The organism is Pseudomonas sp. A214 (assembly GCF_900156295.1).
Classification (GTDB): Bacteria; Pseudomonadota; Gammaproteobacteria; order Pseudomonadales; family Pseudomonadaceae; genus Aquipseudomonas; species Aquipseudomonas rhizophila.
In genome coordinates this window covers 1,942,776-1,967,166 of record NZ_LT707062.1, presented here as the reverse complement: position 1 = coordinate 1,967,166, position 24,391 = coordinate 1,942,776, and the positions used below count along the sequence as shown (strand labels likewise).

Below are 24,391 nucleotides of genomic sequence, written 5' to 3'. Positions count from 1 at the left end.
GGACTGATATTCAACAGGAATGTTGACTGACAGACCGCTATCGCGAGCAGGCTCGCTCCCACAATGGAAATTCATGCACTCAGGAAGAGCTTTACAGGTCGCCGTAACCCAACGACCGCAGCGCCCGCTCATCATCGGACCAACCACCCTTCACCTTGACCCACAGGTTGAGCATGATCTTGGAGTCGAACAACAGCTCCATGTCCTTGCGCGCTTCGGTGCCGATGCGCTTGATACGCTCGCCCTTGTCGCCAATGATGATTTTTTTCTGGCCGTCGCGTTCGACGAGGATCAGCGCATGGATGTGCAGGGTCTTGCCCTGCTGCTTGAACTCTTCGATTTCCACGGTGATCTGGTACGGCAGCTCTGCGCCCAATTGGCGCATGATTTTCTCGCGCACCAGTTCGGCGGCCAGGAAGCGGCTGCTGCGGTCGGTGATCTGGTCTTCGGGGAAGAAGTGATCGTTTTCCGGCAGGTGCTCGGCGATCACCCGCTCCAGCGCATCGAGATTGTGGCCGTGCTGGGCCGAGATGGGCATGATCTGGGCGTTGGGCAGTTGCTCCTGCAACCAGCTCAGGTGCGGCATCAATTCGGCCTTGTCTTCGATGCGGTCGGTCTTGTTCAGCGCCACGATCAAGGGACCTGTCACGTACTGGACGCGTTCGAGAACCATCTGGTCTTCTTCGGTCCACTTGGTGCGATCAACCACGAAGATCACCACATCGACGTCTTTCAGCGCCGCCGAAGCAGTCTTGTTCATGTAGCGGTTCAGCGCTTTTTCGCCACCTTTGTGCATGCCGGGGGTATCAACGTAGATCGCCTGTACGGCGCCTTCGGTCTTGATACCCAGCATGTTGTGGCGGGTGGTCTGGGGCTTGCGCGAAGTGATCGCCAGCTTCTGGCCCAGGATGTGATTGAGCAGCGTGGACTTGCCCACGTTCGGCCGGCCGACAATGGCGACATAGCCGCAGCGGGTGACGGTTGTATCAGTCATTGCCATTCTCCACGCCCAGGGCAATCAGTGCTGCGGCGGCCGCTACCTGTTCGGCAATACGACGACTCACACCCTGACCCCGGCTTTTTTCATTCAATAAGACCACTTCGCATTCGACGAAGAAGGTTCGGCAATGCGGCTCGCCCTGGATATCCACCACTTCGTAACGCGGCAACTCGCAACTGCGCGATTGCAGGAATTCCTGCAAACGGGTTTTCGGGTCCTTGTTGGTGTCCACCAGCGTCAGGCTGTCGATCTCGGAGGTCAGCCAGGCCAGCACGCGCTCGCGCGCCATTTCCATGCCGGCGTCCAGATAGATCGCGCCAATCAGCGCTTCCAGGGCATCGGCCAGAATCGACTCACGACGGAAACCGCCGCTCTTCAATTCACCGGAGCCCAGGCGCAGGTACTCACCCAGGTCGAAACCGCGGGCCAGCACGGCCAGGGTCTCACCTTTGACCAGGCGCGCGCGCAAACGCGACAACTGGCCTTCCCGAGCCAGCGGGAAGCGTTCGAACAATGCCTCGCCAGCCACGAAGTTGAGGATGGCATCACCCAGAAATTCCAGGCGTTCGTTGTTGCGCCCGGCAAAACTGCGGTGAGTGAGAGCCAGAAGCATCAGCTCCTGATCCTTGAAAGTGTAGCCGAGCTGACGCTCGAGACGGCTTAGAGAAACGCTCACGGTTTACCCACGCTGAGTTCGTGGCTGGATTCCACCACCACGGCCGCGAAGCGCCGTTGGCTTGGGACAATTAACGCTGTGTTCAAAAATGACGTCCTGACTATCGTTGGCTTCATGCCTTCGGGCAGCCTTGTGCAGGCTCCAGAAATGCATTCGGCGCTGTGTTCAACAGCGCCGTGTGTGATTACTTGATCAGGCCAACCCGCGAGAAATTCGGCAGGTGACTGAGTTTGGGTTCCGGCCAGCTCATCCAGACCGCAAAGGCCTTGCCGACGATATTACGGTCGGGGACCATGCCCAGCATGTCCTTGGGAATGTTCGGATCATCCCAGTACCGGCTGTCGTTGGAGTTGTCGCGGTTGTCGCCCATCATGAAATAGTGCCCGGCCGGCACGGTCCACGAATGGTCCGGTGCGGCGCGGTAACGGCTCATTTCCTTGCGGATAAGGTGTTCGGCCTCGCCGAGCTTTTCCTGGTAGAGCTCGGCGCTGCCCAGTGTGCCCGGCTCGGAGCCGATCAACCGTTCGGCCACCAGTTCGCCGTTGACGAACAGGCGCTTGTCGGCGCTGTAGCGAATCTTGTCTCCCGGCAAGCCGACCACACGCTTGATGTAGTTGACGTTCGGATCGCTAGGAAAACGGAACACCATGACATCGCCGCGTTGCGGGTCACCGATTTCGATGACCTTCTTGTCGATCACCGGCAGGCGGATCCCGTAGGAGAACTTGTTCACCAGGATGAAATCGCCCACATCCAGGGTCGGCTTCATTGAGCCGGACGGGATCTGGAACGGTTCCACCAGGAACGAGCGCAGCACCAGTACGATGAACAACACCGGAAAGAACGACTTGCCGTATTCGACCAGCAGCGGTTCCTTGTTGAGTTTTTCGACCACCACCCCATCAGGCTGGCTGACGCTGCCCTGATAGGAGGCGATGGCAGCCCGGCGCCGCGGCGCCAGGAACAACAGATCAAGCAACGCCAACAGGCCGCAGACGAACACGGCGATAACCAGCAACAGCGGGAAATTTAGCGACATAGGACCTAACTATCCAACCTGAGCACCGCAAGGAAGGCTTCCTGTGGAATTTCCACGTTACCAACCTGCTTCATGCGTTTTTTACCGGCCTTCTGCTTTTCCAACAGCTTGCGCTTACGGCTGACGTCGCCGCCATAGCATTTGGCCAATACGTTCTTTCTGAGCGCCTTGACGGTTGTACGCGCCACAATCTGCCCACCAATGGCGGCCTGGATTGCCACATCGAACATCTGCCGCGGAATCAGTTCCTTCATCTTCTCGGTCAATGCACGACCTTTGTAGTGCGCGTTGTCACGGTGCACGATCAATGCCAGGGCATCGACTTTCTCACCGTTGATCAGCACATCCAGCTTCACCAGATTAGCCGATTGGTAACGATCGAAATGATAGTCCAGCGAAGCATAGCCGCGACTGGTGGATTTCAGGCGATCGAAGAAGTCCAGCACCACTTCGTTCATCGGCAGGTCGTAGGTCACCTGGACCTGGGTACCGAGGAACAGCATGTCGTGCTGCACGCCACGCTTTTCGATGCACAGGGTAATGACGTTGCCCAGATGCTCCTGCGGCACAAGGATGTTGGCCCGCACGATCGGCTCGCGCATATCCTCGATGGCCGACAGATCCGGCAACTTGGACGGGTTGTCGACGTAGATGGTTTCGCCGTTCTTGAGCAGCAGCTCGAAAATTACCGTCGGCGCCGTGGTGATCAGGTCCAGGTCGTACTCGCGCTCCAGGCGCTCCTGGATGATCTCCATGTGCAGCATGCCCAGGAATCCGCAACGGAAGCCAAAGCCCAGGGCGTCGGAGCTTTCCGGGGTGTATTGCAGGGACGAGTCGTTCAGGGTCAGCTTTTGCAGGGCTTCGCGGAAATCCTCGAAGTCGTCGGAGCTGACTGGGAACAGGCCGGCGTAGACCTGAGGCTGGATACGCTTGAAGCCGGGCAGCACATCGACGTCGGGGGTGGAGCTCAAGGTCAGGGTGTCACCGACCGGTGCACCGTGAATGTCCTTGATGCCGGCGATGATGAAACCCACTTCACCGGCCTTCAGATCAACGGTGGCGGTGTGTTTCGGGTTGAAGACACCGACGCTGTCCACCAGGTGGATCTTGCCGGTGGATTTGACCAGGATCTTGTCACCCTTCTTGACGCGGCCGTGGCGCACGCGAACCAGGGAGACGACGCCCAGGTAGTTGTCGAACCAGGAATCGATGATCAACGCTTGCAGCGGATCTTCGATATTGCCGGTCGGCGCAGGAATGGTGGTCACCAGGCGCTCGAGCACTTCGTCCACGCCCAGGCCGGTCTTGGCGCTGCAAGTGACCGCGTCGGTGGCATCGATGCCGATGATTTTCTCGATTTCTTCCTTCACGCGGTCCGGATCGGCCTGGGGCAGGTCGATCTTGTTCAGCACCGGCATGACTTCCAGGCCCTGCTCGATGGCCGTGTAGCAGTTGGCAACCGATTGCGCCTCGACGCCCTGGCCGGCATCGACCACCAGCAATGCACCTTCACAGGCCGCCAGCGACCGGCTGACTTCATAGGTGAAGTCGACGTGGCCCGGGGTATCGATGAAGTTCAGCTGATAGGTAATGCCGTCGCGGGCCTTGTAGTAGAGCGTAACGCTGTGGGCCTTGATGGTGATCCCGCGCTCACGCTCCAGATCCATGGAATCCAGGACCTGGGCCTCCATTTCACGCTCGGCCAGGCCGCCGCACATCTGGATGAAGCGATCAGCCAGCGTCGACTTACCATGGTCAATGTGGGCGATGATGGAGAAATTGCGGATATGACTCAAATCACTCACGGATCAACACTCAAAAAGGCTGCAGGCATGGCCCGCCGAAAAATAGCCGGGAATTGTACCTGATACACCGCGCAAGTGGGAGCAAGCTTTGCTCCCACACAGCCTTGCCCCCGCAGCCCCCTCGCCATCGGTGCGCTGATCAACCGGCCCGGCGCAACAGCCAGAGCCCGGCCAAGGCGCAGACGGCGGCCGGTACCAGCACCGCAAACAGCGGCGAGAAACCGAATACCAGGCTCGACGGCCCCAGCAAATCCTGGGCAATACGGAAGGTGAAACCCACCAGTACGCCGGTAAACACACGCTGACCGAGGGTCACCGAACGCAGCGGGCCGAAGATGAAGGAAATCGCCATCAGCACCAAGGCTGCGGTGACCAGCGGCTGCAACACCTTGACCCAAAAAGCCAGCCAGTAGCGACCGTTGTTCAAGCCCTGATCCGCCAGATAGTGGATATACCCCCACAAACCGGTAATCGACAGGGAGTCCGGCGCCATCACCACAGTGCTGAGCAACTGCGGGCTCAGCGCCACGTCCCAACGCTCTTGCGGCGCAGCGACCACTTCGGTGCGCTTGTCATGGAACAACGTGGTGGTGACATCATTGAGCTGCCAGTGATCTTCAACAAACTTGGCGCGCTTGGCGAAGCTCGACGACAGCATGTGCCGCTGGTCGTCGAAGCGGTAGCGGGTCACGCCGTACAGGACACCGTTGGGCTGGACCGAGTTGATGTGGATGAACTCGTCACCCTGGCGGTGCCACAGGCCATGCTTGGCGCTTTGTGCGTCGCCGCCACCCTGGGCCAGGGAACGGTTGGCCTGGGCAGTGTTTTCGGTGGCCGGGGCAACGTATTCGCCGACCAGCAAACCCACCAGCATCAGCACCAGCATCGGTTTCATCACGGCCCAGACGATCCGACCAACGGAAACACCGGCGGCGCGCATGATGGTCAGCTCGCTGTTGCTCGCCAGGCTGCCCAGCCCGATCAGGCAACCGATCAGCGCCGCCATCGGCAGCATGTCGTAGAGCCGCCGCGGGGCGGTCAGCAATACGTAGCTCAACACGTCCATCAAGGTATAGGTGTCGCTGACATCACCCATTTCATCGATGAAGGCGAACAGGGTCGCCAGGCCAAGAATGATCCCCAGCACCGCGAGAATCGCCATGAACACACTGCTGCCGATGTACCGATCGAGTTTAACCACGGGCCACCTCCAGCGCGCTGCGACGACTGGCCAGCTTCAGGCGCAGTGGTTCCCAGTAGAGCAACCCGAGGCCAATCGCCAGGAAGATCGAATGCACCCACCAAAGGCCCAGCGCGGGCGGGATCTTGCCTTTCTCCAGCGCGCTACGGGCGGAAATCAGGATGGTCAGGTAAGCCATATACAGAAGAATCGCCGGTAGCAGCTTGAGGAAACGGCCCTGGCGCGGATTGACTCGCGCCAGCGGGACCGCCATGAGGGTCACGATGAATACCAGCAGCGGCAGCGAAAGGCGCCATTGCAATTCAGTGCGCGCCCGAATGTCGTTGTTGCCCAGCAAGCTGGAGGTGGGCATGGCATCGCGGTCGGTGACTTCGTCGCTGACCTCGGGCTTGGGCAGCAATACGCCATAGGTGTCGTACTTGATGGCCCGGTAATCGGCCTGCCCCGGCTTGCCGTCGTAGCGGTAGCCGTTTTCCAGGATCAGGTAGCGGTTGCCGTCGGGGTTGATTTCCTGACGCCCCTTCTCAGCCACCAGCACCGAAATGCCGCGGTCCTTCTTGGTGTCGGAAGACACGTTCTTTTGCGTAATGAAGACGCCGCCCAGGTCGACCCGGTCTTCCGAGAGTTCTTCGGTATAGGTGACGCGAGTCCCGTCGCGCAGGGCCTGGAAGCGCCCGGGCACCAAGGTGTCGAACTCGGTCAGGGCGTCTTGCTGATTGATCAGCATCTGGAACTGGTTGGCTCCCTGGGGCGCCAGGCTAAGACTCAGCCAGGCCACAACCAGCGCCACCAGAGTGGCCGGGAAGAGGGTCATGCGAAACAGGCGTTGCTGGCTCATGCCGGTTGCCGACAGCACGGTCATTTCGCTGTCCAGGTACAACCGGCCGTAGGCCAGCAGAATGCCCAGGAACAACCCCAGCGGCAGGATCAGTTGCAAAAAGCCCGGCAGGCGAAAGCCCATGATCAGGAACAGCGAGCCTGGATCCAGGGCACCGGAGGCCGCTTGGGCGAGGTATTTGATGAAGCGCCCGCTCATGATGATGACCAGCAGCACGGCGCTGACTGCGCTCAGGGTCAGCAGGACTTCGCGGGATAGATAACGGAAGACGATCACACCAGACACTCCAGGGCTGTCAGGCTAGGATTTGTACGAAAAGTGCCTGCGCGACGATCATGCTGCGTTGAAAACAGGCTCGGAATGCTCATTGACAACCAGTCAACTCCGCTTCCTCGCCTGTTTTCGCCTTGCCTGATCGCCGCTCGGCGACTTTTCATACAAACCCTAAGGCGGCCAAACAAGCAAATGTATCGAGCCGGCCCGCCACAGCGCGCCGCCGAAAAAAGAGCCGCATTATCCTGTGATTGGGGGCGCCTGTCACTTCGCACGCTTTAACCCGGTGCTTAAAGCCACAATTTAGCGCTGTCGGTGGGGTTGTCAGGCCCTGGCGCCGGGGTTCAAACTGCGGCCTTTGTCGCCGGCAAGCACCGGCGCTTCTCTTATATAGAAGAAGCTCGCTCAGCGCGCCATTGTGTCGGCGCCTGGCATCTTGACCATTCATTCAGGGATCCGGACATGGAACTGGTTGTAAAAAGCGTCAGCCCAGAAACGTTGAAAACCGCCACGCTGGTGGTTGCCGTCGGTGAAAACCGCCAGCTCGGCGTCGTCGCCACCCAACTCGACAGCCTGAGCGGCGGTGCCATCAGCGCTGTGCTCAAGCGCGGCGACCTGGCTGGCAAAGTCGGCCAGAGCCTGTTGCTGCACAACCTGCCCAACCTCAAGGCCGAGCGCGTGCTGCTGGTGGGCGTGGGCAAGGACGCCGAACTGGGCGACCGTCCGTTCCGTAAAATCATCGCCGGCGTGTTGGGCACCCTCAAGGGTCTGGGTGGCGCTGATGCCGTCCTGGCGCTGGACGAGTTGGTGGTCAAGGGTCGCGACAGCTACGGCAAAAACCGCCTACTGGCTGAAACCCTGGTGGACGGCGAATACCAGTTCGACCAGTTCAAGAGCCAGAAAGCCGAACCCCGCGCCCTGAAAAAAATCACCCTGCTGACCATCAAGGCTGCCCAGGCTGAAGTTCAGCGTGCCGTGACCCACGCCACCGCGATCGCCAACGGCATGGCCTTCACCCGCGACCTGGGCAATCTGCCACCGAACATCTGCCACCCGACGTTCATGGGTGAACAGGCCAAGGCGTTGGGCAAGGAATTCAAGGGCCTGAAAGTCGAAGTCTTCGACGAAAAGAAAATCAAAGACCTGGGCATGGGCTCGTTCTACTCCGTCGGCCAGGGAAGCGCCCAGCCGCCACGCCTGATCGTCATGCAATACAACGGTGGCAAGAAGTCCGAGAAGCCGTACGCACTGGTCGGCAAGGGCATCACCTTCGACACCGGCGGCATCAGCCTCAAGCCGGGCGCCGGCATGGATGAAATGAAGTACGACATGGGCGGCGCCGCGAGCGTGTTCGGCACCCTGCGCGCCGTGCTCGAACTGCAACTGCCGATCAACCTGGTGTGCATCCTGGCCTGCGCCGAGAACATGCCCAGCGGTAACGCCTCGCGTCCAGGCGACATCGTCACCACCATGAGCGGCCAGACCGTGGAAATCCTCAACACCGACGCCGAAGGCCGCCTGGTGCTGTGTGACGCCCTCACCTACTCCGAACGCTTCAAGCCGCAAGCGGTGATCGACATCGCCACCCTGACCGGCGCCTGCGTCGTCGCCCTCGGCGCCCACACCTCGGGCCTGCTGGGCAACAACGACGAGCTGATCGGCCAACTGCTCAGCGCCGGCCAGCAAGCCGACGACCGCGCCTGGCAATTGCCGCTGTTCGACGAATACCAGGAGCAGCTGGACAGCCCGTTCGCCGACATCGCCAACATCGGCGGCCCGAAAGCCGGGACGATCACCGCGGCGTGCTTCCTCTCGCGCTTCACCAAGAACCTGAACTGGGCGCACCTGGATATCGCCGGCACAGCCTGGACCAGCGGCGGCAAGGACAAGGGCGCCACCGGCCGGCCGGTTCCCCTGCTGACCCAATACCTGCTGGACCGCGCCAAGGCCTGACACCGATGACCGGCGTTGGCGTCGCCTTCGGGCGGCGCCAATGGCGGCTCAGGAACTGCAATGACCAAAGTCGATTTCTACATTCTGCCCAGCGCCGATCCGTCGGCGCGGCTGGATTTCGCCTGCAAGCTCACCGAAAAGGCCTGGCGCATGGGCCACCGCATCTACCTGCATTGCAGCGATGCCGCCCAGCGCGATGACCTCGATGCACGTCTGTGGGCCTTCAAGGGCGAGAGCTTCGTACCCCATGGCCCGGCCGAAAACGAACCCGAAGGATTGATCGTGCTCGGGCTGGGAGATGACTGCGGTCAGCACCAGGACTTGCTGGTCAACCTTGACCTGAAAGTGCCGCCTTTTGCCCAGCGCTTCGCCCGTGTGGCGGAAGTGGTGGTGGAAGACCCGGGCATCCGGCAAGCCGCGCGGGAGAGTTTCCGTTTCTACCGCGAACAGGGCTATCCTCTGCAAGACCACCGTTTACAGCGACTCTGAGCCCACGATGGACACTCCAAAACCGCCACAAAAGCCCACGCACCTGCTGGACGACCTCGAGTCGATCCGCCAACTGCTCGGCGACGACAACCTGCAACCACCGCTGTTGACCGATACGGTGGAGCACGAGCCCGAGCATGACGAGCAGATTCCACTGCTGTTCGAGCCGATCAACGGCCAGCCCGAACCCAAGCCGGCGCCCAAGGCCGAGGCCAAAGGCCCCGATGCGCTGTTGCACCTGGAAAGCGAACTGCGCGCCGCCGCGCAATTGATCATGCAAGACGTCATCGACGACTTCGCTCCGCACATCGAGACCGAGATCAAGCGCCGGCTGGATGCGCGGATGGAGCGATTGCTGAGTCAGTACGAATAACGCCCTCTGCCTCATTGTGAACATCCTGCGGGAGCGAGCCTGCTCGCGATAACGGACTGTCAGTCCCCATTGATGTTGAATCTGCTGGCCTCATCGCGAGCAGGCTCGCTCCCACAGGGTTCAACCGTGTCCGGCTTCTCGCTTGCTGCGTGTGGCTTGCATCTCCCCCGCCCGCTATACTTCCCGGCTTTTCCTGAATAAATGCCAATAGGGTCCCGCCGCGCATGGATAAGACCTACCAGCCGCACGCCATTGAAACTTCCTGGTACAACACCTGGGAGTCCGAGAATTATTTCGCTCCGCAAGGCGCGGGCGATTCCTACACCATCATGATCCCGCCGCCGAACGTCACCGGCAGCCTGCACATGGGCCACGGTTTCAACAACGCGATCATGGATGCCCTGATCCGTTTCCGCCGTATGCAAGGCCGCAACACCCTTTGGCAGCCGGGCACCGACCACGCTGGCATCGCCACGCAGATGCTGGTGGAACGTCGCCTCGAAGCCGAGGGCCAGAACCGCCATGACCTGGGACGCGAGAAATTCCTCGAGAAAGTCTGGGAATGGAAAGACGAGTCCGGTGGCAACATCAGCCGCCAGATCCGTCGCCTGGGCTCGTCCGTGGACTGGAGCCGCGAACGCTTCACCATGGATGACGGTCTTTCGGAAGCGGTGAAGGAAGCCTTCGTGCGCCTGCATGAAGACGGGCTGATCTATCGCGGCAAGCGCCTGGTCAACTGGGACACCAAGTTGCACACGGCCATTTCCGACCTCGAAGTGGAGAACCACGACGAGAAAGGCTTCCTGTGGAACCTGAAGTACCCGCTGGCCGACGGCGCCAAGACCGCCGAAGGCAAGGATTACCTGATCGTCGCCACCACGCGCCCGGAAACCATGCTGGGTGACTCCGCCGTTGCGGTGAACCCGAACGATGAGCGCTACCAAGCCCTGATTGGCAAGTTCGTCGAGCTGCCCCTGGTTGGCCGGCGCATTCCGATCATCGGCGACGATTACTGCGACCCCGAATTCGGCACCGGCTGCGTGAAAATCACCCCGGCCCACGATTTCAACGACTACGAAGTCGGCAAGCGCCACAACCTGCCGCTGCTGAACATCTTCGACAAGAACGCCAACGTGTTGCCGGCGGCCCAGGTGTTCAACCTCGACGGCACGCTGAACGAAAGCGTCGACGGCCAGATCCCGGCCGAATACGCCGGCCTGGACCGCTTTGAAGCGCGCAAGCAGATCGTCGCGGCATTCGACGCAGCCGGCCTGCTGGTCAGCGTCGATGATCACGGCCTGAAAGTGCCGAAAGGCGACCGCTCCGGCACCATTATCGAGCCGTGGCTGACCGATCAGTGGTACGTATCCACCAAACCGCTGGCCGAGCCTGCGATCGCTGCGGTAGAAGATGGCCGCATCCAGTTCGTGCCCAAGCAATACGAAAACATGTACTTCTCGTGGATGCGTGACATCCAGGACTGGTGCATCAGCCGCCAACTGTGGTGGGGCCACCGCATCCCGGCCTGGTACGACGAGTCAGGCAAGGTCTACGTCGGCCGCGATGAAGCCGAAGTCCGCGCCAAGCACAACCTCGGTCCTGACGTAGCTCTGCAACAGGACAACGACGTACTCGATACCTGGTTCAGCTCCGGCCTGTGGACCTTCTCCACCCTGGGCTGGCCACAGCAGACCGAGTTCCTGAAGAAATTCCACTCCACCGACGTACTGGTCACCGGCTTCGACATCATTTTCTTCTGGGTCGCCCGGATGATCATGCTGACCATGCACCTGGTGAAAAACGAAGACGGCACGCCACAAGTCCCGTTCAAGACCGTCTACGTGCACGGCCTGGTGCGCGATGGTCAGGGCCAGAAGATGTCCAAGTCCAAGGGCAACGTCCTGGACCCGCTGGACATCATCGACGGCATCGATCTGGAAACCCTGGTGCAGAAACGCACTTCGGGCCTGATGCAGCCAAAACTGGCGAAGAAGATCGAGAAGGCCACCCGCGAAGAATTCGCCGACGGCATCGCCAGCTACGGCACCGACGCCCTGCGCTTCACCTTCTGCTCGCTGGCGTCCACCGGTCGTGACATCAAGTTCGACATGGGCCGCGTCGAGGGTTATCGCAACTTCTGCAACAAGATCTGGAACGCCGCGCGCTACGTGCTGGACAAGGGCGAAGACTGCGGCCAGAACGGCGAAGCCTTTGAGCTGACCCTGGCTGATCGCTGGATTATTTCCCAGCTGCAACGCACCGAAGCCGAAGTGACCCGCCAGCTCGATCAGTTCCGTTTCGACCTGGCGGCACAAGCGTTGTACGAGTTCATCTGGAACCAGTATTGCGACTGGTACCTGGAGCTGTCCAAACCAGTGCTGTGGGACGAAAACGCCCCGGTCGAACGCCAGCGCGGCACCCGCCGCACCCTGGTGCGCGTGCTGGAAGTCGCCCTGCGCCTGGCGCATCCGTTCATGCCGTTCATCACCGAGGAAATCTGGCAGCGTGTCGCTCCGCTGGCGGGCGCCCAAGGCAAGACGATCATGCTGCAACCGTGGCCGGTGGCCAACGAAACCCGCATCGACCCGGCCGCCGAAGACGACATTGAATGGCTCAAGACCTTCATGCTGGGCCTGCGTAACATCCGCGCCGAAATGAACATCGGCCCGGGCAAACCGCTGAACCTGTTCCTGAACAATGCCAGCGCCGAAGACCTGCGCCGCCTCCACGAGAACGAAGCACTGCTCAAGAAACTGGCCAAGCTCGAATCGGTGACCGTCCTGGCCGCTGGCGAAGAAGCGCCGCTGTCCGCCACCGCCTTGGTTGGCGAGATGGAAGTGCTGGTGCCGATGGCCGGCCTGCTCGACAAGGCTGCCGAACTGGCGCGCCTGGATAAGGAAATCCTGCGTTTGAAGGGCGAAGTCCAGCGTGTCGGCGGCAAACTGTCCAACGCCGGTTTCGTTGACAAGGCGCCGGCTGAAGTCATCGAGAAGGAACGCGCCAAACTGGCCGAGGCTGAACAGGCCTTGGGCAAGCTGGCCGAGCAACATGCGCGGATCTCCAGCCTGTAACGGGGATTTGCAATGAAGAAGGAGGTCCTGATGGACCTCCTTTTTTATGCCTGGTACTTTCTAGTGAACACGCTTACCCCCTGTGGGAGCGAGCCTGCTCGCGATGACGGCGGTACATCCAACATTGGTGCAAGCTGACCCACCGCTATCGCGAGCAGGCTCGCTCCCACAGTAGATCGCGCCGATCGTTGCAGTTGGGTTCGCAGAGGCAGGATGTGGGACAATACCCGCCACTTTTTTGAACCCTCCCCGAATCGACCCGCACATGACCGCCCCTCGCACGCCCAAGCCAGCACGCTCCAAGCCCAAACCCGCCATCGAGGCCAAAGTGCCGCGGGAGAAAGCCAGCCTGCACCCACGCAATCGCCACCAGGGTCACTACGACTTCCCGGCATTGATCAAGTCCACGCCCGAATTGGCGAAGTTCGTGATCATCAACCCCTATGGCAAGGAAAGCATCGACTTCGCCAGCCCGGAAGCCGTAAGGGTGTTCAACCGGGCGCTGCTCAAGTCCTTCTACGACATCGCCCATTGGGACATTCCGGCCGACTACCTGTGCCCTCCGGTGCCAGGACGCGCGGACTACGTGCATTTCCTCGCTGATTTACTGGCCAGCCACAACGAAGGAACGATTCCACGCGGGGCGGCGGTGAAGGTGCTGGACATCGGCACGGGGGCCAACTGCGTGTACCCGCTGATCGGCTACAGCGATTACCGCTGGCATTTCCTCGGTTCGGAAATCGATCCGACGGCCATTGCCTCGGCCAAAGCCATTGTCCAGTCCAACGGGCTGAACAAAGCCATCCAACTGCGCCAGCAAGCCAACCGCAAGCAGATCCTGTTGGGTTTGCTGGAAGAGGCCGAGCGGTTCGACCTGACAATGTGCAACCCACCCTTCCACGCCTCCCTGGAGGAAGCCACCAAGGGCAGCCAGCGCAAATGGCGTGCGCTGGGCAAGGCCGACCCGAAGCGCAAGCTACCGGTGCTGAATTTTGGCGGTCAGGCGGCGGAGTTGTGGTGCGAGGGCGGAGAGGCCCGGTTTGTGACGCAACTGATCGGCGAGAGCGCACAGGTGGCCAGCCAGGTGCTGTGGTTCAGCACGCTGGTGTCAAAGGCGTCGAATCTACCGGCGATTCAAACCGCCTTGAAAAAGGCCGGGGCGCTGCACAGCCAGGTGGTGGAAATGTCCCAGGGGCAGAAGCAGAGCCGCTTTGTGGCCTGGACCTTCCAGACCGAGGCACAGCAGCAGGCGTGGCGCCAGTCGCGTTGGGTTCGCAAGGGCTGAGTGGGAGCATGGCCTTGCTGCCACAAATGCCCTGACCACAGACCACTTTTTCCAAGGCAATAAAAAACCGTGCCCGGATCACTCCGCAGCACGGTTTTCTTTTAAACGCGATCTTACTTGTTGATGCCGTCGGTCAGCGCTTTGGCTGGAACGAACTTAACAACTTTCTTGGCAGCGATTTCGATGGCTGCGCCAGTCGAAGGGTTGCGGCCGGTGCGGGCAGGACGCTCGGTGACTTTCAGCTTGCCGATGCCTGGCAAGGTGATTTCGCCGCCATTTTCCAGCTGATCGGCAACGATCTGACCCAGTTGGTCCAAAGCGTTACGCGCGGTGGTTTTAGGCGCGTCGATAGCTTCAGCGATGTCAGCGATCAGTTGGTCTTTAGTAAGAGCCATGTAGTGTTCCTTCCCTATCAAATTCATATGGATTGCAGAGTGCAGTGTCAGCCATCGAGCCCGATCTCAGAGGATCAGACACCCTCGGTAATCACCACGACGGATCGGGGTAATAGATGCCGAAAACCGGGTTTGGTTCGACCTGACAAATGCTGAATGCACGCTTAACGCAGTGACTTCGCGTAAGACCGGGCAAAACTAGCACAACGCCTGTGAAATATCCGCCTCTAGCTACCCATTTGGTCAGCTTTCTTGCGCGAAAACGGTAAAAAAATGCATATGGCGTGTCGGACGGGTCTGAAAGGGGCTTTGCAGGGTTCCAAAACCAGTGATTGCGGTACACTGGGCCTTTTTGGGGGAGCGCGCCCTCCTCTCTTTCATCAGCCGAGAAATCCATGCCGATCCGTCATTGCATCGTCCACCTGATCGACAAAAAACCCGACGGCACGCCCGCCGTGCTCCATGCCCGTGACTCCGAGTTGAGCGAGTCCACGGCCATCGAGAACATGCTCGCCGACCTCAACGAGAGCTACAACGCCAAACAAGGCAAGGCCTGGGGCTTCTTCCATGCCGAGTCCGGGGCGCACCCGTTCAGCGGCTGGCTGAAGGAGTATCTCGACGGCGGCAAGGACTTCACCGCATTCAGTCGCGTAGCGGTGGAGCACCTGCAAAAGCTGATGGAAGAGTCCAACCTCTCGGTGGGCGGCCACGTGCTGTTTGCCCATTATCAACAGGGCATGACCGATTACCTGGCGATCGCCCTGCTGCACCACAGCGAAGGCGTGGCGGTCACCGACGAACTGGACGTGACCCCGTCCCGTCACCTTGATCTGGGCCAACTGCACCTGGCAGCGCGGATCAATGTGTCGGAATGGCAGAACAACAAACAGTCCAAGCAGTACATCTCGTTCATCAAGGGCAAGAACGGCAAGAAGGTCTCGGAATATTTCCGCGACTTCATCGGCTGCCAGGAAGGCGTCGACGGCCCCGGCGAGACCCGCACCCTGCTCAAGGCCTTCAGTGATTTCGTCGAAAGCGAAGACCTGCCCGAAGACGACGCCCGGGAGAAAACCAAGACCCTGGTGGATTACGCCAGCAGCCAGGCCAAGCTCGGCGAGCCGATGGGCCTGGAAGAATTGTCCGAACTGATCGACGAAGATCGCCCAAAAGCCTTCTACGACCACATTCGCAACAAGGACTACGGGTTGTCGCCGGAAATCCCGGCGGATAAACGCACCCTCAACCAGTTCCGCCGCTTCACCGGCCGCGCCGAAGGCTTGTCCATCAGCTTTGAAGCCCACCTGCTGGGCTCCAAGATCGAATATGACGAAGAAGCCGGCACGCTGATCATCAAGGGCCTGCCCACGTCGCTGACCGATCAGCTCAAGCGCCGTAACTGATGCTCGCAAAGGCCCTGAAGAAGTTTCTGCTGATTTTGCTGGTGGTTGTGGCGTACCAGAACTGGGGCAAGATCGAGCGGGTATTCAATCCCTCGCAGATGCTGCCAGAACAGATCCGGGCCGATGCCCGGGTCGTGCTGTACGCCACCGACTGGTGCGGTTACTGCAAGGCGACCCGGCGGTTCCTGGATGAAAAAGGCGTGCCCTATCGCGAGTTCGATATCGAGAAAGACGCTCAGGCGCGCAAGGCCTATGAGGCGCTGGGCGGGCGCGGGATCCCGATTCTGGATGTAAATGGCACGCTGATTCGTGGTTTTGAGCCGCAGAACATCCTTGAGGCACTGTCCGCGAAATAGGTTTGTCCGCTAGCGATGATGCTGGATCGGATGGCCTCATCGCGAGCAGGCTCGCTCCCACAGGGATTCGTGGCGGACGCCAAGCCTGTTACCACTGCAAATCCAGTGTGGGAGCGAGCTTGCTCGCGATGGCGGTGGTCCAGTCAGAGCGCCAGCCCTGGGTAGACGGTAAGCGCCCATTAGTCGGGACTGTCGACTCCTACAGTATCAATGCCTGAAATAGCGTTCATTTTTTATATGCCCCCTCAGCCGAAGCCGTCGCTGAGCCGAACCTCTTGCGAGAACGCCTGAACAGACGGAGCATATAAAATGAACTCGATACAGCACTACCCAGCCCGAAACCGCGTTATAAAAAACACCCACCGCGCCCTGGTGTTGTCTTTCATTGCGATCTACGCCGGTTCCGCCTCTGCCGCGCAATACACCTGCCAACTCTTCCTGCCACCGAATCAAACCGTCATACAGACCACCACCGTTTTCAACGGGAGCAGCACGAGCGATGCAATCCGCCGCGCCACAACGATCTTCGACCTGCAAGGCCTTATTCCTCCCAATGCGCCACACCTGGTTCTATGCGAGCTGTAATATCGGGTGATCGCTTCTGGAATAAACGCCCGGAATTGCCTGCTCCGGGCGACAGATCGACTTTAATCGAGCGCCTGACTTTCTTATCAGGTTGATAATTGAAAACCCAGCCGTGGAAAGTGCACATGCACCACACCGCCAAGCGCGTCTTCGCGACGCAGGATCAGCTCTTCACGACCGGCAAACAACAACTCTCCGGCCACCGGGTCGACGCCATAATCGGTTGCGGCAATCGTCACCTGCTGCCCTTTCGTGAACCCGTTCGGTTCCTCGAATGACTCATCCGGCAGCGCTGCCGGCGCAGCGTTGCGAGCCACTTCCAAAGCCTCTTCGGAACTCATCGCGTTCGACGCGCCATGGCCAAAACCCAGCACTCGCGCCAACCATGCCGAGATCGCCGGGTAGGTGTCTACCAGCGGCGAAGTCACCGCAGTGCCTTTGAGAAACCACAGAGGGTGAGCCATGGCGAAGTCGGCAATCGATGGATCGCCCAACAGAAAGTCACCCTCCTCGCGCTGCAACTGTTGCTCGAGACGCGCCATGATCGTGGGCCATTGGTGCTTGGCCTGTTCGGCAGACAGATGCTTGGTCGTACCGCCACTGAACAGCCCGGCCCGATCGCTGATAAACGTCTTGATGACTTCAGGCGGCAACTTAGCGAAACGCACCGCCACCGACTCCGGCTGAAACACCAGGCTTACCGCATGTTGAAACACCACCGAATCGGCCCATGCGGCAAAAGACGCTGCAATCATCTCCCGGCCTTCGGGAAACAGCGCCGGCGAAGCTTTTTCCTGCTCCAACCGACGGGCGATCAGCGCCGTGTCGCAATAGATATCCGCGCCGATCTGCAATACCGGGGTCTTGCGATAGCCGCCCGTCAGTGCCGTCAGGTCAGGCTTGGGCATCATTGGCGGTATGTTCACCGAACGCCAGGACAGGCCCTTGAAACCCAGTAACAAACGGGCTTTCTCGGCGAAGGGAGACGTCGGGTAATGATGAAGAATCAGTTCTGACATGAGGTTCGCCACTGCAGGGAGGAAGTTCCGCAGCTTAGCGTGCCAGGGTCCGACAGCCTACCCTTCTGATGAAGCCGTATCAGCGCGGTTGATGGAACATCGATGCGCTCGCCACCAGGCACTCCTTGGCGCTTTTCTTGAGTTTCTTGATCAGTCGCTCCTGGCGCAGGGCTTCACCCTTGTCGCGACAGGCTTCGGTGTACACCAACGCCACCGCCGGGCTGGAAAGAAAAAAACGCGCGCCCTTGCCGCTTTGATGCTTGGCGAAACGCCGTACCGGGTCATCACTGATGCCGCAGTACAGCGAACCGTTGGCGGCCCGCACCAGGTAGACGAACCAGGGCTTGCCCGGTTCGGCTGCAGCTTGCCCTGGCAGGTCGGAGGATGGGTTGGCGGTCGTCACAGGATGTTCAGCAGACGTGTAGAAAACAAGCCGCAATCTTATCAGCGACTGGCCTGAAACGCCCGTAGCCCCTTGAGGGCCTGGGCTCTGACGGCATTGCGCACCAGCGGCGTCCAGCCCAGCAGCAGGCCCTTGGTGCCCAATGCCTGGCGGGACCAGCGCCATAGATCAAAACTGTCATGGTGCTCGCAAATCTTGCCGTCGCGAAACACGAACCGTGCCTGAATGTCATTGACCACCGTGTTGCCGGTCTGGCTGAACAGGTAAGTCGCGACCCAGTGGGCACCGCCGGTACGCTCATCACTGCGCACGTTATCGAAGGTCAGGGAAAAATCCTTGGCCCGAGTGGTGAGCATGCGCCACATGTCGCCGGCATCGCGCCCGCGCAGTTCACCGAACGCCGGGTCGCTGAACACCACGTCGTCGGTGTAGCAGGCGCTCATGGCGTCGGCATCCAGACGCTGGAAGGCCTGGTAGAAGCGGGTGATCAAGGCGTTGTGGGCATCACTCATGGACAAGCTCCGAAAATCTTCAGTAGAGCTGCACGATAATCTGCTCTGGCGAGGAACACTATCGTCATTCGCCATGAAAATAACATCAGCGAAGATCACTGACTCTTTCGCTGCTGACCCCAACGTATAGCGCCCGGCCGGCCCCGATGCCCGCGATGATCGCGCCCAGGCCAATCACACCGAAGATCCAACCCAGAGCACTCCAGCCGCCGGTCCAGTCGTGGACCACCCCGACCGCGAACGGCCCCATGGACGCCAATGTGTAGCCGAACCCTTGGGCCATGCTGGAAAGATTCGCCGCCACATGGGCGTCCCGCGAGCGCAGCACGATCAGCGTCAGCGCCAGGCTGAACGTTGCTCCCTGCCCAAGCCCCAGCAGGATCGCCCAACCCCACAAACCTTCAATGGGCGCATAGAGGCATCCAAACAGCCCGCCCAGAGTCATGACCATGACGATCACAATGGCCAGGCGTTGATCCTTGCCCCGGGTCGCCAGCCAGGGCGCCGCCAGGGAACTGATCAGTTGCACGATGACCGAGCCGGACAACACCAGCCCGGCCTGGGTCGGCGTCAGGCCACGGCCAATGAGGATCGACGGCAGCCACCCGAACACGATGTAGGCCAGGGACGACTGCAACCCCATGTACAACGTCACCTGCCAGGCCAACGGGTCACGCAGCAAACCGCGAACCCGATATGCCACCTGATGAGCACCGTGTTTCTGGCCCACTTGCGGCAGCCAGAACACGGCGGCCAGCAGCGCCGGCACCACCCAGAAACCCAGGCCCATCGCCCAGCTGTGATTCAGATGCTCGCTCAACGGCACGGTGGCCCCGGCCGCCATCGCCGCCCCCAGGCACAGCGCCATGGTGTAGACGCCGGTCATGGCGCCGGCGTGTTTGGCGAAGTCACGCTTGACGATGCCCGGCAACAGCACACCGATCACACCAATGCTCGCGCCGGCCAGGATGCTGCCAGCAAACAGGCCGATCTGGCCGAAAGAACTGCGCAAAATGATCCCACCGGCCAGGGCCAGCAAGATTCCCAACACTACCCGCTCAGCTCCAAAGCGCCGCGCCAGCACCGGCGCCAGCGGTGCGAACAGGCCCAGGCAAAGCACTGGCAGCGTCGTCAGCAAGCCGGCCTGGGCAGCCGACAAACCAAGGCTTTTTGAAACTTCACTAAGCAATGGGGCCATGCTCGACAGCGCCGGACGCAGGTTCAGCGCCACCAGGATCAACCCGAGCAGTAACAGCCAGGGTTTGCGCAGCAATGGAGGGGCCTGCTGGGTCTGCTCATCGTCGGTTTCGGCGTCGATCAGCAAATGTTCAAGCTCTGCGGCGCGTTTGGGCGTCGTCGGGGTCATGCGGTCAAGCGTATCGCGGGACATGGAAAGCTCTGGTTCAGGGTTCATTGATCAACTGTCGACGGAGGGCCTTGGCCCATTGCCGAACCTGTTGTTCGACAGCGTCGAGGATTCGATGTGCAGATCGAACACCGGTTGAGGACGAGGACGAAGCTCTGGCGCCACTGCGCGCCGATGACGCTTGGGAAGTCACGATAGCGTTCGCTGAGCGCAGGGGTAGGCAGCATGGGTTGAATTTTCTGACAGATTAGTCAGCTTCTTGTAGGACGGCAACCGCCTAAGGTCAATGCGAGGGAAAAGGAGCGAAATTTTCGATTGGTCAAAATTACCCCTTAAGGGTAATTTTAAGGACAAGGCATACAGTTCTATGGAAAAGAGCACACCCCACGACGACCTGGCAGTCGTCAAGGCCGAAGTCCTCAGGCTGGGGAACAAGGCATTCACAATGAGCGCTCAGCAAGGCGCTCGAAGAATGTCGTTAAGCACTGCCCGGATGCTGCAAATCATGGCCTCGCTGGAGTACAGGATGTTGCACAAATCGATGACGACCTATGCCGATCATCGAATCTGGCAGGACGTTTATCACACCACATTTCAGGATCGGGAGATTTACATCAAGGTGACCTACCGCCCTGGCGGTGGGCATCCGGTAGTCTCCTTCAAGGAGAAAGACCAATGAAAACGCAGCAATGTGTCAACTGCGGTACTCAAGACGCCATGCAACACTTTGAGGGCCGCAGCTTTACCATCGACTACAAGCAAGTAGCACGGCAGGTGCACGACATCGTCGGATGGGAGTGCCGGGTCTGTGGTGAAATCGAATTTGATCACGACACCGACAGCGCGCAACGTTATTCCCAGGCGAGCGATCAGTTGCTCGAAGATTGTGCCCAGGCGATGGCGGCGGAGATGAAACGCATCCGCCGCAAACTGCACCTCACGCAAAAAGACGCGGTGAAGCTGCTGTCTGGCGGCGGACACAACGCCTTTTCCCGTTACGAGCGTGGCGAAGTCGCCCCACCGCAACCACTGTTCATGCTGATGCGCCTGCTCGATCGTCATCCCCACCTGATGGCGGAAATACTCGCACTGAGCGAGGGCACCGATTTGAAGCAGTTGTTGACTACCCGCCATCCGGAACAGGCAACCGTTCTGACACCCTGAATCCCAGGCAAAAATAAACCCGGACAAGTCCGGGTCTATTTCAATGCCTAAGGCCGGATCAATGCAGAATCTGGCTCAGGAACAGCTTGGTGCGGTCGTTCTGCGGGTTATCGAAGAAGTCGTTCGGCGCGGCCTGTTCGACGATTTCGCCCTTGTCCATGAAGATCACACGGTTGGCCACGGTGCGGGCAAAGCCCATTTCGTGGGTCACGCAGAGCATGGTCATGCCGTCTTCGGCCAGGCCGATCATGGTGTCCAGAACCTCTTTCACCATTTCCGGGTCGAGCGCCGAAGTCGGTTCATCGAACAGCATGATTTTCGGTTTCATGCACAGGGCACGGGCGATGGCCACACGCTGCTGCTGGCCGCCGGAGAGCTGGCCCGGGTATTTGTGCGCCTGCTCTGGAATGCGTACGCGCTCCAGGTAATGCATGGCGATTTCCTCGGCCTTGCGCTTGGGCATCTTGCGCACCCACATCGGCGCCAGGGTGCAGTTCTGCAGGATGGTCAAGTGCGGGAACAGGTTGAAGTGCTGGAACACCATGCCGACTTCACGGCGGATCGCTTCGATCTGCTTGAGGTCGTTGGTCAGTTCCACGCCATCGACCACGATGCGACCCTGCTGGTGTTCTTCCAGGCGGTTGAGGCAACGGATGGTGGTGGACTTGCCGGAACCCGACGGGCCGCACAGCACGATACGCTCGCCCTGCTGGACGTTCAGGTTGATGTCTTTCAACACGTGGAACTGGCCGTACCACTTGTTCACGCCCTGCATCTGAATAATGCCTTCAGGGCTCACAGGCTGTTTGATCGCTTCACTCATAAACTACGCTCCTAACGCTTGTGGCCAGTGTCCAGCTTGCGTTCCAAATGCATGGAATAGCGGGACATACCAAAACAGAAAATCCAGAACACCAGGGCGGCGAACACATAGCCTTCGGTGGCCATGCCCAGCCATTTCGGGTCGGCGGCAGCTTGTTTCACGCTGTTGAGCAGGTCGAACAGGCCGATGATGATCACCAGGCTGGTGTCCTTGAACAACGCGATGAAGGTGTTGACGATACCCGGGATCACCATCTTCAGGGCTTGCGGCAGAATCACCAGGCCCATGCTGCGCCAGTAGCCCAGGCCCATCGCCGCGGCCGCTTCGTACTGACCTTTGGGAATGGCTTGCAAGCCGCCACGCACCACTTCAGCCACGTAGGCCGACTGGAACAGGATCACGCCGATCAGTGCCCGCAGCAGCTTGTCGAAGTTCATGCCTTCAGGCAGGAACAGCGGCAGCATCACCGAGGACATGAACAGCACCGTGATCAACGGCACGCCGCGCCAGAATTCGATGAAGGTCACGCAGACCACACGAATCGCCGGCATGTTCGAACGCCGCCCCAAAGCCAGCACGATGCCCAACGGCAAAGCCCCGGCGATACCGACGGTGGCGATCACCAGGGTCAGCATCAGGCCGCCCCATTGGCTGGTCGGCACGGTGGTCAAGCCGAATACACCACCGTGCAACAGGCACCAGGCGATGATCGGATACAGCACCAGGAAACTCAGGCCGTAGACCGCCTTGCGCGGGAAGCGCGAGATGAACAGCGGAGCCACACCAATGACAGCCAACCACACGGTCAGGTCCACGCGCCAGCGCAGGTCCGTCGGATAGTAGCCGTACATGAACTGGCCGAAGCGCTGCTGGATGAACACCCAGCAGGCGCCCTCCTTGGTGCAGTCAGCCTGTGTGGTGCCGACCCAGTTGGCGTCGAGGATCGCCCAACTGATGATCGGTGGAACGACCAGGTAAATCAGGTAGAACGCAAACAACGTCAGCAAGGTGTTGAGCCAGCTGGAGAACATGTTCGCGCGCATCCACGCCACCACGCCGATGCTACTGCTCGGTGGGGGCATGTCAGGTTTGAAAGTATGGGATGTCATGCGCGTTTTTCCTCACCGCTCGATCAGCGCAATGCGCTTGTTGTACCAGTTCATCAGCAGGGAAATGCTGATACTGATCGCCAGGTACACGCTCATGGTGATCGCAATAACTTCGATCGCCTGCCCGGTCTGGTTCAGCACCGTACCGGCAAACAGCGAAACCATTTCCGGATAACCGATACCGGCCGCCAGCGAGGAGTTCTTCGCCAGGTTCAGGTATTGGCTGGTCAACGGCGGGATGATCACGCGCAGGGCTTGCGGGATGATCACCTTGCGCAAGGTCGGACCGTTACGCAGGCCCAGGGAATGGGCGGCTTCGGTCTGGCCGTGGCTGACCGACTTGATGCCCGAACGCACGATCTCGGCGATGAACGCCGCGGTGTACACCGTCAGTGCCAACGTCAATGCCAGCAATTCGGGAATCAGCACCCAGCCACCGACGAAGTTGAAGCCCTTGAGTTCCGGCATTTCCCAGTGCACAGGGGCTCCGAAGACCAGGGCGCACAGCGCCGGGATTACCAGGAACAGCGCCAGGCCCACCCAGAATTTATGGAACGGCTCACCCGTGGCTTCGAAACGCTTGTTGGCCCAGCGGGTCATCAGCACGATGGCGACGATGGCCAGCACGACGCTGATCACGAATGGCCAAAACCCGTCCGCCACCAGCGCGGCCGGCATGTTCAGGCCCCGGCTGCTGACAAAGAAGGTGTCGCCGAAGTTATGGGCGGCGCGCGGCCCCGGCATGGTGAGGAATACCGCGAAGTACCAGAACAGGATCTGCAGCAGTGGCGGGATATTACGGAAAACCTCCACATACACCGTTGCCACTTTGGCGATGATCCAGTTTTTCGACAGTCGGGCCACGCCGACAATGAAACCGAGAATCGTCGCCAGGATCACGCCGATGAACGTCACCAGCAGAGTGTTGAGCAACCCGATGACAAAGACGCGGGCATAGCTGTCCGCTTCGGTGTAGTCGATCAGGGTTTGAGCGATGCCGAACCCGGCACTGCGCTCCAGAAAGCTGAAGCCGGAGGTGATGCCCCGGTGCTCTAGGTTGGTTTGCGTGTTGTCGAACAGAAACCAGCCCAGTGAAACCACCGCCACAATGGTGACGATCTGAAATACCCAGGCACGCACGCGTGGATCGCTGAGGCTAAGCCTCTGCTTAGGTGCGCCGATTGAATTTTGCATGAAGTGCCCCGCAAAGAATGGAACAGAACATCACCCGGTGGTTGGCCCACCGGGTGATAGAA

General features: G+C 60.0%; 24 protein-coding genes. 10 read left to right on the top strand and 14 right to left on the bottom strand.

The features are described from left to right. Nucleotides 1-91 precede the first annotated feature (91 nt). The 6 genes from era to lptF form a co-directional block, all read right to left on the bottom strand. Nucleotides 92-994: a GTPase Era gene (era, locus tag BW979_RS08900; protein WP_047228883.1), complete on the bottom strand. Its 903-nt coding sequence runs from the start codon at nt 992-994 to the stop codon at nt 92-94. Beyond that, nucleotides 987-1,676, bottom strand: coding sequence for a ribonuclease III (gene rnc, locus BW979_RS08895; protein WP_047228882.1), 690 nt, complete (start codon nt 1,674-1,676; stop codon nt 987-989). The genes era and rnc overlap by 8 nt, the downstream gene beginning before the upstream one ends. Before the next feature lie 184 nt (nt 1,677-1,860). Further along, nucleotides 1,861-2,715, bottom strand: coding sequence for a signal peptidase I (gene lepB, locus BW979_RS08890; protein ID WP_047228881.1), 855 nt, complete (start codon nt 2,713-2,715; stop codon nt 1,861-1,863). A gap of 5 nt (nt 2,716-2,720) precedes the next feature. Continuing rightward, a complete protein-coding gene (lepA, locus tag BW979_RS08885) occupies nt 2,721-4,520 on the bottom strand; it encodes a translation elongation factor 4 (RefSeq protein ID WP_047228880.1) in 1,800 nt (599 codons plus the stop codon). A 139-nt stretch (nt 4,521-4,659) separates the two neighbouring features. Continuing rightward, nucleotides 4,660-5,721, bottom strand: a complete 1,062-nt coding sequence (gene lptG, locus BW979_RS08880; protein ID WP_047228879.1) for an LPS export ABC transporter permease LptG — start codon at nt 5,719-5,721, stop codon at nt 4,660-4,662. After that, on the bottom strand, nt 5,714-6,835 hold the full coding sequence (gene lptF / locus BW979_RS08875; RefSeq protein WP_047228878.1) for an LPS export ABC transporter permease LptF: 1,122 nt from the start codon (nt 6,833-6,835) through the stop codon (nt 5,714-5,716). Before lptF ends, lptG begins: the two co-directional genes overlap by 8 nt. Nucleotides 6,836-7,294: 459 nt before the next feature. On the opposite strand from lptF, the gene BW979_RS08870 reads away from it, so the two are divergent. The 5 genes from BW979_RS08870 to rlmF all read left to right on the top strand — a co-directional run bounded on the left by BW979_RS08870 (nt 7,295) and on the right by rlmF (nt 14,003). Continuing rightward, nucleotides 7,295-8,785, top strand: coding sequence for a leucyl aminopeptidase (locus tag BW979_RS08870; RefSeq protein WP_047228877.1), 1,491 nt, complete (start codon nt 7,295-7,297; stop codon nt 8,783-8,785). A gap of 60 nt (nt 8,786-8,845) precedes the next feature. Then, nucleotides 8,846-9,274 carry a DNA polymerase III subunit chi gene (locus BW979_RS08865; RefSeq protein WP_047228876.1) on the top strand — a complete coding sequence of 143 codons (429 nt, stop codon included), beginning with the start codon at nt 8,846-8,848 and terminating at the stop codon, nt 9,272-9,274. Between the two features lie 7 nt (nt 9,275-9,281). Then, nucleotides 9,282-9,647, top strand: coding sequence for a hypothetical protein (locus tag BW979_RS08860; protein WP_047228875.1), 366 nt, complete (start codon nt 9,282-9,284; stop codon nt 9,645-9,647). A gap of 224 nt (nt 9,648-9,871) precedes the next feature. After that, entirely contained in the window at nt 9,872-12,718 is a 2,847-nt protein-coding gene (locus BW979_RS08855) for a valine--tRNA ligase (RefSeq protein WP_076383635.1), read from the top strand. A gap of 265 nt (nt 12,719-12,983) precedes the next feature. Then, nucleotides 12,984-14,003 carry a 23S rRNA (adenine(1618)-N(6))-methyltransferase RlmF gene (gene rlmF, locus BW979_RS08845; protein ID WP_076383633.1) on the top strand — a complete coding sequence of 340 codons (1,020 nt, stop codon included), beginning with the start codon at nt 12,984-12,986 and terminating at the stop codon, nt 14,001-14,003. 113 nt (nt 14,004-14,116) lie between these two features. Here the strand turns inward: rlmF and BW979_RS08840 are convergent, their stop codons facing one another. Further along, the gene (locus BW979_RS08840; protein ID WP_047228872.1) at nt 14,117-14,398 is read right to left on the bottom strand and encodes an HU family DNA-binding protein; all 282 of its coding nucleotides are present in this window, start codon (nt 14,396-14,398) and stop codon (nt 14,117-14,119) included. A 395-nt stretch (nt 14,399-14,793) separates the two neighbouring features. Here BW979_RS08840 and yejK point away from each other — a divergent pair, with 395 nt between their 5' ends. The 3 genes from yejK (at nt 14,794) to BW979_RS08825 (ending at nt 16,739) form a co-directional block, all read left to right on the top strand. Further along, nucleotides 14,794-15,798, top strand: coding sequence for a nucleoid-associated protein YejK (gene yejK, locus BW979_RS08835; protein ID WP_047228871.1), 1,005 nt, complete (start codon nt 14,794-14,796; stop codon nt 15,796-15,798). After that, nucleotides 15,798-16,154, top strand: coding sequence for a glutaredoxin family protein (locus tag BW979_RS08830; RefSeq protein ID WP_047228870.1), 357 nt, complete (start codon nt 15,798-15,800; stop codon nt 16,152-16,154). Before yejK ends, BW979_RS08830 begins: the two co-directional genes overlap by 1 nt. 309 nt (nt 16,155-16,463) lie before the next feature. Then, on the top strand, nt 16,464-16,739 hold the full coding sequence (locus BW979_RS08825) for a hypothetical protein (RefSeq protein WP_047228869.1): 276 nt from the start codon (nt 16,464-16,466) through the stop codon (nt 16,737-16,739). Between the two features lie 86 nt (nt 16,740-16,825). Here the strand turns inward: BW979_RS08825 and BW979_RS08820 are convergent, their stop codons facing one another. From BW979_RS08820 to BW979_RS08805, 4 genes are all read right to left on the bottom strand, one after another. Beyond that, nucleotides 16,826-17,758 (bottom strand): glutathione S-transferase family protein, encoded by a 933-nt coding sequence (locus BW979_RS08820; protein WP_047228868.1) that lies wholly within the window; start codon nt 17,756-17,758, stop codon nt 16,826-16,828. A 79-nt stretch (nt 17,759-17,837) separates the two neighbouring features. Beyond that, nucleotides 17,838-18,161, bottom strand: a complete 324-nt coding sequence (locus BW979_RS08815; RefSeq protein ID WP_076383632.1) for a GIY-YIG nuclease family protein — start codon at nt 18,159-18,161, stop codon at nt 17,838-17,840. Between the two features lie 41 nt (nt 18,162-18,202). Beyond that, nucleotides 18,203-18,673 (bottom strand): nuclear transport factor 2 family protein, encoded by a 471-nt coding sequence (locus tag BW979_RS08810; protein ID WP_047228866.1) that lies wholly within the window; start codon nt 18,671-18,673, stop codon nt 18,203-18,205. An 85-nt stretch (nt 18,674-18,758) separates the two neighbouring features. Then, entirely contained in the window at nt 18,759-20,087 is a 1,329-nt protein-coding gene (locus tag BW979_RS08805) for a CynX/NimT family MFS transporter (protein ID WP_076383631.1), read from the bottom strand. Nucleotides 20,088-20,406: 319 nt separating this feature from the next. Between BW979_RS08805 and BW979_RS08800 the strand changes: the two genes are divergently transcribed. After that, complete coding sequence (locus BW979_RS08800; protein WP_076383630.1) at nt 20,407-20,718, top strand: type II toxin-antitoxin system MqsR family toxin; 312 nt, start codon at nt 20,407-20,409, stop codon at nt 20,716-20,718. Beyond that, a complete protein-coding gene (locus tag BW979_RS08795; RefSeq protein WP_076383629.1) occupies nt 20,715-21,203 on the top strand; it encodes a type II toxin-antitoxin system MqsA family antitoxin in 489 nt (162 codons plus the stop codon). Before BW979_RS08800 ends, BW979_RS08795 begins: the two co-directional genes overlap by 4 nt. A gap of 58 nt (nt 21,204-21,261) precedes the next feature. Here BW979_RS08795 and BW979_RS08790 read toward each other — a convergent pair whose 3' ends face one another. The 3 genes from BW979_RS08790 to BW979_RS08780 are packed head-to-tail and all read right to left on the bottom strand — an operon-like array spanning nt 21,262 to nt 24,329. Continuing rightward, nucleotides 21,262-22,026, bottom strand: coding sequence for an amino acid ABC transporter ATP-binding protein (locus tag BW979_RS08790; protein WP_047228862.1), 765 nt, complete (start codon nt 22,024-22,026; stop codon nt 21,262-21,264). An 11-nt stretch (nt 22,027-22,037) separates the two neighbouring features. Further along, nucleotides 22,038-23,135 carry an amino acid ABC transporter permease gene (locus BW979_RS08785; protein WP_047228861.1) on the bottom strand — a complete coding sequence of 366 codons (1,098 nt, stop codon included), beginning with the start codon at nt 23,133-23,135 and terminating at the stop codon, nt 22,038-22,040. Between the two features lie 12 nt (nt 23,136-23,147). Further along, nucleotides 23,148-24,329: an amino acid ABC transporter permease gene (locus BW979_RS08780; protein ID WP_047228860.1), complete on the bottom strand. Its 1,182-nt coding sequence runs from the start codon at nt 24,327-24,329 to the stop codon at nt 23,148-23,150. Nucleotides 24,330-24,391: the final 62 nt, after the last annotated feature.

Bases quoted from the DNA above. Each gene is read 5' to 3' on its own strand.
- BW979_RS08840 (WP_047228872.1), bottom strand. From the start codon at position 14,398: ATGGCTCTTACTAAAGACCAACTGATCGCTGACATCGCTGAAGCTATC.
- lepB (WP_047228881.1), bottom strand. From the start codon at position 2,715: ATGTCGCTAAATTTCCCGCTGTTGCTGGTTATCGCCGTGTTCGTCTGC.
- BW979_RS08820 (WP_047228868.1), bottom strand. From the start codon at position 17,758: ATGTCAGAACTGATTCTTCATCATTACCCGACGTCTCCCTTCGCCGAG.
- BW979_RS08830 (WP_047228870.1), top strand. From the start codon at position 15,798: ATGCTCGCAAAGGCCCTGAAGAAGTTTCTGCTGATTTTGCTGGTGGTT.
- BW979_RS08810 (WP_047228866.1), bottom strand. From the start codon at position 18,673: ATGAGTGATGCCCACAACGCCTTGATCACCCGCTTCTACCAGGCCTTC.
- BW979_RS08795 (WP_076383629.1), top strand. From the start codon at position 20,715: ATGAAAACGCAGCAATGTGTCAACTGCGGTACTCAAGACGCCATGCAA.
- BW979_RS08800 (WP_076383630.1), top strand. From the start codon at position 20,407: ATGGAAAAGAGCACACCCCACGACGACCTGGCAGTCGTCAAGGCCGAA.
- BW979_RS08865 (WP_047228876.1), top strand. From the start codon at position 8,846: ATGACCAAAGTCGATTTCTACATTCTGCCCAGCGCCGATCCGTCGGCG.
- BW979_RS08860 (WP_047228875.1), top strand. From the start codon at position 9,282: ATGGACACTCCAAAACCGCCACAAAAGCCCACGCACCTGCTGGACGAC.
- era (WP_047228883.1), bottom strand. From the start codon at position 994: ATGACTGATACAACCGTCACCCGCTGCGGCTATGTCGCCATTGTCGGC.
- BW979_RS08790 (WP_047228862.1), bottom strand. From the start codon at position 22,026: ATGAGTGAAGCGATCAAACAGCCTGTGAGCCCTGAAGGCATTATTCAG.
- BW979_RS08825 (WP_047228869.1), top strand. From the start codon at position 16,464: ATGAACTCGATACAGCACTACCCAGCCCGAAACCGCGTTATAAAAAAC.
- BW979_RS08785 (WP_047228861.1), bottom strand. From the start codon at position 23,135: ATGACATCCCATACTTTCAAACCTGACATGCCCCCACCGAGCAGTAGC.
- BW979_RS08870 (WP_047228877.1), top strand. From the start codon at position 7,295: ATGGAACTGGTTGTAAAAAGCGTCAGCCCAGAAACGTTGAAAACCGCC.
- yejK (WP_047228871.1), top strand. From the start codon at position 14,794: ATGCCGATCCGTCATTGCATCGTCCACCTGATCGACAAAAAACCCGAC.
- rlmF (WP_076383633.1), top strand. From the start codon at position 12,984: ATGACCGCCCCTCGCACGCCCAAGCCAGCACGCTCCAAGCCCAAACCC.
- BW979_RS08855 (WP_076383635.1), top strand. From the start codon at position 9,872: ATGGATAAGACCTACCAGCCGCACGCCATTGAAACTTCCTGGTACAAC.
- BW979_RS08780 (WP_047228860.1), bottom strand. From the start codon at position 24,329: ATGCAAAATTCAATCGGCGCACCTAAGCAGAGGCTTAGCCTCAGCGAT.
- BW979_RS08805 (WP_076383631.1), bottom strand. From the start codon at position 20,087: ATGAACCCTGAACCAGAGCTTTCCATGTCCCGCGATACGCTTGACCGC.